Here is an 11,566-nt window from a genome sequence, read left to right on the forward strand (position 1 = left end):
AGTATCGAATGAGAATCGTCTTTTTTTAATTTGATTTACCGTACTAGTTAGAAAAACGTGAGTTTTTCAGCAGCCTCGTCGCAAACGCAACTGGTTTTTTTGTTTACCAATATAAATGACAAGCTACGAAATGTCCCGGTTTTTGTTCTTTCCATTCAGGTACAGCACTGGAGCATATCTCCATCGCTTTAGGGCAGCGAGTCCGGAATACACAGCCGCTCGGCGGATTTATCGGACTTGGTACATCGCCTTTAAGTACGATTCTTTCCCGTTTAATAGTGGGATCCGGAATCGGCACTGCCGAAAGCAAGGCTTGCGTGTATGGATGTAGCGGATCATTCGTTAAAGAATCACTATCCGAAAGTTCCATCATCCTTCCAAGGTACATGACTAAAATGCGATTTGAAATATACTTGACCATCGATAAATCATGTGCGATGAATAAATAGGTCAAGCCCATTTCTTTTTGTAGCTCTTTTAATAAGTTAACCACTTGAGCTTGTATCGAAACATCCAGGGCAGAAATCGGTTCATCACAAACGATGAATTTAGGATTTAATGCCAAAGCCCTTGCAATTCCAATACGCTGGCGTTGTCCACCGCTGAATTCATGCGGAAAACGAGTGATATGTTCCGGACTTAAACCAACCAGCTTTAATAGGTCTTCCACCCTTTTTCTTCTCTCTTTACCTTTTGATATCCCATGTATGGCAAGTGGTTCCCCAATCAATTCCTCCACCTTCATCCTTGGGTTCAAGGATGCGTAGGGATCTTGGAAAATCATTTGTATTTCACGGCGGATTTGTGACATTTCCCCCTGTTTGTAATCGAAAATATTTTTCCCCTGAAAAAGAACTTCGCCATCTGTCGGTTCATATAGCCTTGTGATTGTACGCCCTGCAGTCGATTTACCACAACCGCTTTCCCCAACTAGACCGACAGTTTCCCCCGGATAGATTTTGAGATCCAAACCATCTACCGCTTTCAGCGTCTGAGAACCAACGGGAAAATACTTCTTCAGATTCTTTATTTCAACAAGAGGAGAATTTTCGTTGACTGTCTTTTCTTTAACTGACTTATTTTTTAGTGAAACCATTGGTTCTCCTCCTTTATACATTAGTCGGTGCTTGTACCTGTATTGCTTTTGCCATTGGGTGGTGCAGCCAGCATGCAGCTGTCTGACCCTCTTCCACTACTTCAAGTTCCGGATCATGGTCTTTGCACACTTTCATTGCGGATTCACATCTTGGATAAAATGGGCATCCTTTTGGCGGATCCAATAAATCCGGTGGTGATCCGATAATGGGAACCAACGGAGCCGTTTTTTCCATATCCAGCCTTGGCACCGTTTTAAGCAGGCCTCTTGTATATGGATGCTGTGGGTTTGAAAATATAGCTCCTACCGTTCCCGTCTCCACAACCTTGCCTGCATACATGACGACTACCCGTTCACAAGTTTCCGCAACCACACCTAAATCATGAGTGATTAATATGATGGAAGTATCCATTCTACGTTGGATATCTTTCATCAGTTCCAAAATTTGCGCTTGTATCGTTACATCCAATGCCGTTGTTGGTTCATCCGCAATTAGCAATTTCGGTTCACAGGCTAAAGCCATTGCTATCATTGCCCTTTGGCGCATACCACCTGAAAACTCATGTGGATATTGTTGCATCCTTTTTTCAGGCTGAGGAATACCTACCAGTTTAAGCGTCTCCAACGCCCGTTCGTATGCATCTTTTCGGGACATATTTTTATTATGCTTTAAAATACCCTCCATGATTTGGCTGCCAATTTTTGTCGTTGGATTAAGCGAAGTCATTGGATCCTGAAAAATCATGCTGATTTCATTTCCGCGAATCTTCTGCATTTCCTTTTCACTCATTTTAATAAGATCTTTACCGCCAAAGTTTATAGACCCTTTTCCATACTCTGCTGGAGGTGTTTCCAATAATCTCATGATGGATTTCGCAGTAACACTTTTACCGCATCCGGACTCTCCAACAATGGCAACGGCTTCCCCTTTTTTCACTTCAAAGTTCACGCCGCGAACTGCCTGCACTTTTCCTGCATAAGTATGGAAGGTGATGTGTAAATCGTTGACTTCTAATAGGTTCTCCATCATCGTCCCTCCTATTCTAGTAATATCAAATCTTTATGTTAGGACTCTATTATTTCCGAAGTTTTGGATCCAGGGCATCCTGCAGTCCGTCACCAGCCACATTGAACGCGAACATGGTTAGGGAAATCAATATTGCCGGGATTAAAAGTTGATAGAAATTCCCTACCAAAATGCTTCCCAGGGCATCACTTGTCAATGTTCCCCAGCTTGCTTGAGGCGCTGGCACTCCAAGACCCAAAAAGCTTAGTGTAGCTTCGGCAAAAATCGCAGTGGGTACAGTCAACGTTAAATTGACCAGGATCGGTCCCATTGTATTTGGAATCATGTGTTTTCTTAAAGTCCAGCTCGTATTGGCTCCAGAGATGGTTGCTGCATGGATATATTCATTCTCTTTAAGTTGTAAAACCTGTCCCCTTACTAGTCGTGCCATGGGAATCCACCCTGTAATCGACATCGCAATGATGATCGGCAGAATACCAGGTTTTAATACGACCATCATTAAGATAACCATCAATAGGTAAGGGATTGCATAGATCACTTCAGCAAACCGCATCATGATATTATCTGTGCGTCCGCCACGAATGGCTGAAATCCCGCCATAAAGGACACCAATCAAGAAGTCAATCAGCGCAGCCATCAATCCAATGAACAACGATATCCTCGCACCATACCAAGCTCGCGTGAATAAATCCCTTCCTGAAGAATCCGTTCCAAACCAATGCTCGGCATTTGGACTAAGATTCTTTTTCTCGAAATCTTGTCCATAATAAGTATATCCGTTAATATATGGACCAAAAATCGCCAGTAAGACCAAGAGGATAATAAGTACGAATCCCGTCATTGCCAATTTATTTTCTCTAAAACGACGCCAGACGTCAGACCAATATGAAACTGTAGGTCTGGCAATTTTTTCAGCTTCCTTAAAGTTTCCTTCAGCGGGTTGGAACATATCTTCGGTTAAATGCACTTTATCTGCCATTATTTCTTCTCCCCCGTCACTTTAATTCTTGGATCAATCAACGTGTAGGCTATATCAACGATGAATATCAATAGGATAAGCACTGCACTATACACAATTGTGGAACCAAGAATGACCGGGTAGTCTCGGTTGGATATTCCCTTTACGAACATATCTCCCATGCCCGGAATACCAAAAATACGTTCAATGATGAAGCTTCCTGTAACGATATTAGCCGTCAGGATACCTAGAATCGTGATAATCGGCAATAATGCATTCCGAATAGCATGTTTGATTATGACACCGCTCCGTTTTAATCCTTTGGCCTTTGCAGTCAAAATGTAATCCTGCCCCATTACTTCAAGCATGCTTGTCCGCATCAATCTGGCGATGAAAGCAAGAGGCATCATTGACAGGGCAATGGATGGTAAAATGGTATGCTGCCATGTCGCCCATGTAGCAACTGGGAATATATGCCACTTTATTGCGAAATAATTGATTAAAATAGTCGCCAAGATAAAGTTTGGAACAGAGATCCCTACGATGGCAATGACCATTGATAAATAGTCGGGCCATTTATTTCTTTTCAGTGAAGCAACTACACCCAAAATTAGCCCAAAAAAGATGGCAATCACCAATGCTTGTGCCCCTAAGTGCAACGACACTGGAAATCCCTTCAAAATGTAATCATTCACAGAAATGGATGAGGATTTCAATGATGGACCAAAATCGAATTGTACGACTTCCAATAAATAATTCCCATACTGGGTCAACAACGGCTTGTCCAATCCATAGTGGACTTGAAGGTTTTCATAAACTGCAGGAGGCATTGCTCCTTCTTTAGCAAATGGATTTCCCGGAATCGTATGCATTATGATGAACGTTAATGTAATAACCGCCCATAAAGTAATAATCGCCCATTTAAAACGGTTTAATGTATATCTCAACATGGTAATCACCCCAATCATCGATTTTCTAAGGAGTTGAAAACGGAAATGAATTCATGAAATATTCAAATTCGCAATTGAAAAATGGGGTATGTCCTTAATCGGACATACCTCCCATTTCACTTTTATCCTTCTCTTATTTTTTATCCGCGTAAATAAAGTTCGGATAAGCGTTAATTGGAGCAAAAACTCCAGTAACATTCGATTTAACCATATATGGTTTTGTATAGAAGTAAACCGGAAGGATCGGCATTTCGTCAATCATGACTTTCTCTGCTTTATGCAAAGCAGCCATGCGTTCTTTTGGATCCATTGTAGATTTTGCTTCTTTTAATAAATTATCATATTCTTTGTTGGACCAACCTGCATCATTATAGGCGCCGTCCGTTTCCCAAAGCATGAATGTCATCGGGTCAACATAGTCACCAACCCATCCGGCACGGGAAATTTCGAAGTCGCCAGCTTTTTCACGATCAAGCTTAACTTGGAATTCTGCATTTTCAAGTGTCACTTTAACACCTAGGTTATCACGCCACATTCCTTGAACCGCTTCAGCAATTTTCTTGTGTGAATCTAACGTGTTATACAAAATTGAAAACTCAGGTAATTCTTTCATGCCTTCTTCAGCAAGTCCTTCTTTTAACAATTTTTTAGCTTCGGTAACATCTTCCTTAAATAGGTCACCTGTATTTTCCTGGAAATCTCCAGATGCATCAGGAATACCCGGAGGGACTACGCCGAATGCAGGCTTTTGTCCGCCTTGAGCAACATTTTCGGTGATTTCTTTACGTTCGATAGCCATTGAAAGCGCTTTCCTTACTTTAGCATTATTGAAAGGTTTCACTTCTGTATTAAAGTTGTAATAGTAAACGGCAAGTTCTTTGCCCATTTTGAATTCTTTATCATCAGAATTGACCATTTGACCTTGAATATCCACTGGCAGTGGATAAGCGAGATCCAATTCGCCACTCTGATACATTTGCCATGCTGTATTTTCATCTTCAATTAGAGCAAAGTTAACCGCATCCAATTTGATTTTATCTTTATCGTAGTAATTTTCATTTTTTTCGATTTTCAGGCTTTCTTTATGTTTCCACTCCGTCAACTTGAATGGACCATTCGATACGTGTGTCTTTGCATCCAAAGCCCATTTTGGATTTTCTTCCTGTACCTTTTTATCGATTGGATAGAAAGTATAGAAGGAAGTCAAGTCAAGGAAATATGGTGTAGGCTGTTCCAAAGTAACGACTAATGTATGATCGTCTGTCGCTTTAACGCCTACGTCCTCTTCCTTACCTTTCTTGCTGTTGTAGGCTTCTCCGCCTTTAAGATAATAAAGCTGGTAAGCATAATCAGCAGCAGTTTCTGGTTTCAAGGCATATTTCCAAGCATATTCGAAGTCATTAGCTGTAAGCGGGTCTCCATTTGACCATTTCAAACCATCTTTCAATTTGAATGTCCAAGTTAATCCATCCTCACTGATTTCCCATGATTCAGCAGAACCAGGTACGATTTTGCCCTCTTCTGTTTTCTTAGTCAGTCCCTCAAACGTATGTTCAAGGATCCATGATTCATGAGTACCTTGCGCATTGGCAGGGTGAAGCGAACCAGGTTCACTTGAGTTGTTTACGTTTAATACTTTTGATCCGGATGAGTCACCCGAGCCGCCTTCTTTTTCATTCGAGGTTTCCTTCGAACCGCCGTTGCATGCCGCAAGCATAAGCATGATGGCCATAAGAAGAGCAAGCACTGAAAATTTAGACTTTTTCAAAAAATATTCCCCCTCATCTTTAATCTTTCTTAGAATATTCCCATTGAAGGGATTATCCTTATACCACCTATTAATTGTTGGTATAGTACATTCTGAATATCAGCGTGGAAAGTTAGAAGCATTCATAGCAGGAATTCACCGAAAAAAACTAGCGAACCGTTTGCATAAATCTGTGAATCTCCTAAAAAAACCAATTAATGCAGTTTACAAGTTAAAAAGCACACTCTTTCCAACCTCGCTAAGGGTACTATACCTCGAATTAAAGATGTTGAATTTTAAGTATATTACGAATAAACCGAAAAATCAATAAACCAATGAGTACTTTTTCACAACATAGTAATTATTTGCTAATCAATTCGATCTAGATATTAGGTAAAAAGAATGGAAAACCTAATTAATATAAAATGACTACCGACATCTTGTGGTTTTTTCAAACTCTTTTATACCAGTATTCATATAGTTTCGCTTGTCTTTTTTTTACTAAATATTCTAACAATTATAGTTAGTCCGGTTGCTAAGACCACTTTCCTAGCAAACCGATTCCTGATCAAATAATATATTTTAGTAGGATAATACTTTTTCCATTGAGGTCTTTTCAAGAAAATCCCAAATAACGGATAATAACTATGTAGGAATAAAGTTATTCATCAGTCTCTCACCTATATGTACCCTGTAAATCCAATGATGATGACCATTCCTCATTTATGATTAAATAAATATAATGACACGAAAAGTAAACATATTCCTGCAACCTTTTTCGCATCCAATGGGATGCGAACCCCGCCGAATAAACCGAAATGGTCAATGAGGGCCCCAATCAGTATCTGGCCTGCGATAACCCCAACCAAGGCAGGAGCCACTCCAATCTGAGGGGTAACCACTATTATAACAATGACATAAATGGCCCCTAGAAGTCCGCCTATCAATTGCCATTTTGGTACAGACGCGATGGCGGAAATGTTTCCATTTCCCGCGAACAAAACAATAAATAATAAAGCGAGTGTCCCGATGCCAAACGAAATGAAAGAAGCTTCAATAACCCCCACTTTTTTCCCTAATCCACCATTGATTTGCCCTTGTATGGCAATGGTGATGCCACCTAGGACCGCAAGCAACGGAAATAATATCTTCACAATGATTATCCTCCTTTTTATGTCCAACCGGACTGATTAACTGACTCCGCTTTCTAATTTTAACATGAAGAATACGTATATTTTCCCTACAAGTGGAGAAACATTCTTTAACTTAAAAAACTGGCACTATTGGCCAGCTGCTATCTTCTGTCAACTTTTTTGAAAATGAATCCTAAACGCTTTGCTGTGGTAACTGACTATACTCTGTGCTTAACAAGGAAAATACTAGGGCATCATGCGATTGTTTACGAAGAAATATATAACTTCTGAGACTTCCTTCCTCTTTAAAACCAAATTTCTTCAAGAGGTTTCTGGATGCAAAATTATCCTTGAAAGTTAATGCAGCCATTCTGTTTAGTTTCAATTCTCCAAATGAATAGCGTAATACTTCGTTGACAGCCTCGGACGTAAAGTGTTTTCTCCAATATTCAGGATGGATTTCATACCCGATTTCAGCTCGTTTGTTGGCAAGGCTCAATTGATTCAGGCCTACGGTACCAATGAATTCACCTGAATCTTTCACAACAACTCCCCACCGTATCCCCCGTTTGTTTATATAAGCACTTTTAAACGAGTCGATTAAACGGCGGGCATCTTCAACTTGTGTTAAACTTTCTATCCCATCATATTTGGTCACTTCATCTTTAGACAAAATGTCAAACAGACTCTCAGAATGCTTGTGACCTATTTCAATTAACTGCAGCCTTTTTGTTTCCAATTCCCTAAACCCCATCGAGAAACCCCCCGTATATTCAACTGTCTACTTAATTCTATTCCTGAAGAAGAGATACCTGTTTTAAAGAACAATACTTTTTGATAAACTCCTTTCCTTTACATACAATGCCGTGTCCTTAAATCCGTCCTTTATAATTAAAACCCGAATGAATTTGTTAAAGAATGATACTGAAGGCCGTCCGGGTTTCCGCATATTCTAATAAGAAATAAGATTTAGGCTGATCAGGATAAAACTCCTGTTGTCCGTATACCATCATGGGTCCCGCCGTAGAAAACGAATCGATTCATTAAAGCCACTTATTTAATCCCGTCATCATTTTTTCTCGCTTATAAATAAGTCCGTGCCGTTTCCCAAATCATCCTATCCTCAAGCCATTTGATTTGTTGTGATGGCAAATAACTGAGAATAACAGCATTTTATCCTTAACTTCTCCCTTGGCTTCACACCCATTTGCAAAAATGATCGCCAGTGCAAGTATCATATCCGTGGTAAATGACTGAGTTTGCTTCTCTAATAAAATCTTTTCGTTTTTGAATATTCGCATACGCCTTTCAAAATGCCTTTTCAATCAATGTGCATGTACATAAGGATTGATTTCGGCATCTCAAACAGTGATCTTGATTTGAAAACGAAAACTTGTCTCAAATCTCTTTTTCAGGATAATATTTCACAGGAAAATATCCCCTATATACTTAATATCTATCCTTCCCAATACCCTCCCGGCCTTAAAATCCATAAAGCTCAACCATTAGGGCAATTTATTATCATTTCCACATTATTATAATTACTTCCATTTAAATGCTTTTCGTTTTGATGTCCATATTATTTACCCTGACAAACATATCCCGCAAACGAAAAATGATTCTTTTTTTACATGAAACAATTCTTCCCGTCTATCAAAAGGCCCTATGATTTTGGTTTACTATAACCACTCTCAGGTCATATGGACCCTCATCATGCATACTCCCATTCGCTACCTTCTGCCCATTCCAATAAAGAATGGGCATGACCTAATTTTACATACAACAATTTTTATAGGATACTAGACTTCCAATCCAGATATTCTACTAGGAGGAAACAAAATGAAGAAAATCATCCTTTTATCAGCACTTTCCCTATCCCTATTATCTCCAACAGTTGCTCAGGCAGCCAATACTTACGTGGTTGCAAAAGGGGATACCCTAACGAAAATTGCGTCTGAATATGAAGTCAGCCTTTCCGAATTACTTAAGACGAACAGTGCTATAAACAATTCAAATCAAATTCAAATCGGACAAATCATAAATCTTCCTTCAACCATCCACACAACTAATCAAGAAAAAGGTCAGTCAGTTGAGCAGCAGGTTCTTAGATTAGTTAACGAAGAACGTTCAAAATCGGGCCTCCCTTCCCTTGAAATGGATACCGCCGTTTCCAACATTGCAAATATGAAATCTGAAGATATGCGTGATAATAATTATTTCAATCATACAAGCCCAAATTATGGATCGCCCTTCGATATGATGAAATCCTTTGGGATCGGCTACAAATACGCAGGGGAAAATATCGCAGCAGGTCAACCTAGTGCGGATGCTGTCATGAAATCTTGGATGAACAGCCCTGGACACAAGGCAAACATCCTGAACAAGAACTATACCCATATTGGAATTGGGCATGCGACAGGAGGGAAATACACCCACTATTGGACTCAGCAATTCATTGGGAATTGAGATCGTAAGAGGTGGCAGATTGCCGCCTCTTTTTTTAACCTATTTCCAATTCCAAATCTAGGGCTTCCCCTCATCCGTTATCATGAATTAATATTCACCATGAATATTAATATTAATTCTCTGTCAATAAGATAGAGTGACCTTTCTCACTTAAATCGAAAAGATGTCATGCAGTTTGATAACTTCAATAAAAAATCGAACGTCATTATTTTTTTGTTGGGCGGATATACAGGAAAAACACTTAAAGTAGTTATATCATACTATTTTTCAATTATTTTACTGATAAAAATAAAATTATGTTAAAATAGAATTCTAGACATAGGTATAAAGGGGCAATTGCAATGAAAATAGAGGTTGGCTCTGTTATCAACGAGTTAAGAATCAAACAAAATCTTACAAGAGAAGAACTGGCAAAGGATATATGTGAACCTAATACCCTGTTAGATTATGAAAGGAGCATCACTTCTCCAACAATTGATGAATTGGCACTTTTTGCGGATAAACTTAAAGTTGACCTGCCGTATTTCTTCACTACCAAAAATGAACCAATATATAATTACATAGAAACCATTAAACTTTTGATAAACAAATATAAACGTACACGTAATTTTGAAGCAATCTATGAAATAGTCCAAAAAGAAATGGCAACGGCACCGGAAAAATCGATATCTTTTTATCAATTCTTGAAATGGCATGAAGGTATATCTTTTTTTTATTTGTACAATGACAAACAAAAGGCTATAGACTTATTGAATGAGGCCATTCAGATTACAATGGGTAAACGTGTCATTTTTCATCAACAGGAGATAGAAGTTTTAAATAGTATTGGAATTATCCATTTTAAAACAAAAAATTATGAAGAGGCCATCACCATCTTCAATGAAGCACTGGAATTCATCGAGAATATTCCCCATGTGAATCAAGAAGGTACAATTGTCGTGAAGATCATTCATGGATTGGCACTGACTTTGTCTGAACTTCATTACTATCAAGAATCGCTAAATTATACCCTTAAAGGGATCAACATTTGCAATTCGACAGAATCATTATATTTATATGCAGAACTCCATCTTTTAACTGGTAAGAATCTGATTCATCTTCAGCAACCTGACGAAGGACTGCAATATATAAATAAATCCAAGAGCATTTTAAGACTTCAAAAAAACGAAGAGACTATACAAATCGTCGACCATGAATTGGAAATCATTTTACAATGCTTGTGAACTTCAACTAATAAAAAGATAGAGATTGCTGTGAATCTCTATCTTTTATAAAATAGTTCGATTCGAAGGGAAATCTCTTTAAACTATGTTATACAACCTCGTCTTTACCAAAACATATATGGTTTAATGTTATCCTCGTCCCAACCAGCATGTACCATTCACTTCATTCTGAAATCCCTTCACTTACCAAGTGATTTTTGGGAATGCCTAATTGTTTTTAGGTCATTCTGAAAGGGCCATTCAAAATGACCTAAAAACAATGCATCACACTTCCAATCGCTATCCTATGTCAGCTATAATAGATGAATGTAACCCAACTGGAGGAAAAAAAATTGTCTAATAGAATAGGTTTAGTGCTAGACGTAGAAACAACTGGTTTACGTCCCTCTTCTGATGAAATTATCGAGCTTGCCCTTATACTGTTTACCTATAACAGCGAAACCGGGGAAATTATTAATCTTATTGATCAAGAATCATTTTTAAGGGAGCCTCTCTCCTATCAAGCAAGAATGAATTATGATCAAGCATACAGGATTCATGGAATTCCATATAGCACCGTGGAAGGAAAAAGTTTTCACGATGAAAAAATTAAATCCTTCATTGCCCGCACTGATTCGATTTTCGCACATAATGCTTCTTTCGATAGAAGTTTTCTCTACCAAATGTATCCGGAAATCAATGATCAAAAGTGGTTCTGTACGATGCGGAATGTTCCTTGGAAGCAATATGGGTTTGAGAATAGTAAACTCTTAACATTACTGCAGGCACATAATATTACCAATTTCCAAACACACAGGGCTTTAGACGATATTTCTTACCTAATGGAACTTATGAGGAAACCGGGTCCTTCAGGTCTTCCTTATTTAAGAGATGTCATTGCTAAAAATCCGATGAAGAAATATGCACCTGCTTCTCAAAAGACAAGGGTATAGCTGTTAACAACATATACAAGTGATTAACATGGTT

At 38.7% G+C, this 11,566-nt stretch carries 10 protein-coding genes; 3 read left to right on the forward strand and 7 right to left on the reverse strand.

The window, feature by feature from the left end; all coding sequences use genetic code 11:
* Positions 1 to 103: 103 nt before the first annotated feature.
* The 7 genes from ACFX4X_RS07890 to ACFX4X_RS07920 all read right to left on the reverse strand — a co-directional run bounded on the left by ACFX4X_RS07890 (position 104) and on the right by ACFX4X_RS07920 (position 7,665).
* Positions 104 to 1,096 carry an ABC transporter ATP-binding protein gene (locus ACFX4X_RS07890; protein ID WP_061463421.1) on the reverse strand — a complete coding sequence of 331 codons (993 nt, stop codon included), beginning with the start codon at positions 1,094 to 1,096 and terminating at the stop codon, positions 104 to 106.
* A gap of 13 nt (positions 1,097 to 1,109) precedes the next feature.
* A complete protein-coding gene (locus ACFX4X_RS07895; RefSeq protein ID WP_377382810.1) occupies positions 1,110 to 2,123 on the reverse strand; it encodes an ABC transporter ATP-binding protein in 1,014 nt (337 codons plus the stop codon).
* Positions 2,124 to 2,172: 49 nt separating this feature from the next.
* The gene (locus ACFX4X_RS07900; protein WP_061463423.1) at positions 2,173 to 3,102 is read right to left on the reverse strand and encodes an ABC transporter permease; all 930 of its coding nucleotides are present in this window, start codon (positions 3,100 to 3,102) and stop codon (positions 2,173 to 2,175) included.
* Positions 3,102 to 4,031, reverse strand: coding sequence for an ABC transporter permease (locus tag ACFX4X_RS07905; protein WP_053346403.1), 930 nt, complete (start codon positions 4,029 to 4,031; stop codon positions 3,102 to 3,104). Before ACFX4X_RS07905 ends, ACFX4X_RS07900 begins: the two co-directional genes overlap by 1 nt.
* Before the next feature lie 133 nt (positions 4,032 to 4,164).
* Positions 4,165 to 5,799, reverse strand: coding sequence for a peptide ABC transporter substrate-binding protein (locus ACFX4X_RS07910; protein WP_284470598.1), 1,635 nt, complete (start codon positions 5,797 to 5,799; stop codon positions 4,165 to 4,167).
* Positions 5,800 to 6,497: 698 nt separating this feature from the next.
* Positions 6,498 to 6,932 carry a DMT family transporter gene (locus tag ACFX4X_RS07915; RefSeq protein WP_377382813.1) on the reverse strand — a complete coding sequence of 145 codons (435 nt, stop codon included), beginning with the start codon at positions 6,930 to 6,932 and terminating at the stop codon, positions 6,498 to 6,500.
* Positions 6,933 to 7,104: 172 nt separating this feature from the next.
* Positions 7,105 to 7,665, reverse strand: a complete 561-nt coding sequence (locus ACFX4X_RS07920) for a GNAT family N-acetyltransferase (RefSeq protein WP_284470597.1) — start codon at positions 7,663 to 7,665, stop codon at positions 7,105 to 7,107.
* A gap of 1,085 nt (positions 7,666 to 8,750) precedes the next feature.
* On the opposite strand from ACFX4X_RS07920, the gene ACFX4X_RS07925 reads away from it, so the two are divergent.
* The 3 genes from ACFX4X_RS07925 (at position 8,751) to ACFX4X_RS07935 (ending at position 11,532) form a co-directional block, all read left to right on the forward strand.
* On the forward strand, positions 8,751 to 9,377 hold the full coding sequence (locus ACFX4X_RS07925) for a CAP domain-containing protein (protein WP_284470596.1): 627 nt from the start codon (positions 8,751 to 8,753) through the stop codon (positions 9,375 to 9,377).
* A gap of 341 nt (positions 9,378 to 9,718) precedes the next feature.
* Positions 9,719 to 10,600 (forward strand): tetratricopeptide repeat protein, encoded by an 882-nt coding sequence (locus tag ACFX4X_RS07930; protein WP_061463427.1) that lies wholly within the window; start codon positions 9,719 to 9,721, stop codon positions 10,598 to 10,600.
* A gap of 332 nt (positions 10,601 to 10,932) precedes the next feature.
* Positions 10,933 to 11,532 (forward strand): exonuclease domain-containing protein, encoded by a 600-nt coding sequence (locus ACFX4X_RS07935; protein WP_377382816.1) that lies wholly within the window; start codon positions 10,933 to 10,935, stop codon positions 11,530 to 11,532.
* Positions 11,533 to 11,566 lie beyond the last annotated feature (34 nt).

This window comes from Peribacillus sp. YIM B13481 (genome assembly GCF_042787985.1).
In the GTDB taxonomy this organism is placed as follows: domain Bacteria; phylum Bacillota; class Bacilli; order Bacillales; family DSM-1321; genus Peribacillus; species Peribacillus simplex_A.

Coding starts and splice junctions, on each gene's coding strand:
- ACFX4X_RS07890 (WP_061463421.1), bottom strand. CDS start 1,096: ATGGTTTCACTAAAAAATAAGTCAGTTAAAGAAAAGACAGTCAACGAA.
- ACFX4X_RS07895 (WP_377382810.1), bottom strand. CDS start 2,123: ATGGAGAACCTATTAGAAGTCAACGATTTACACATCACCTTCCATACT.
- ACFX4X_RS07900 (WP_061463423.1), bottom strand. CDS start 3,102: ATGGCAGATAAAGTGCATTTAACCGAAGATATGTTCCAACCCGCTGAA.
- ACFX4X_RS07905 (WP_053346403.1), bottom strand. CDS start 4,031: ATGTTGAGATATACATTAAACCGTTTTAAATGGGCGATTATTACTTTA.
- ACFX4X_RS07920 (WP_284470597.1), bottom strand. CDS start 7,665: ATGGGGTTTAGGGAATTGGAAACAAAAAGGCTGCAGTTAATTGAAATA.
- ACFX4X_RS07925 (WP_284470596.1), top strand. CDS start 8,751: ATGAAGAAAATCATCCTTTTATCAGCACTTTCCCTATCCCTATTATCT.
- ACFX4X_RS07930 (WP_061463427.1), top strand. CDS start 9,719: ATGAAAATAGAGGTTGGCTCTGTTATCAACGAGTTAAGAATCAAACAA.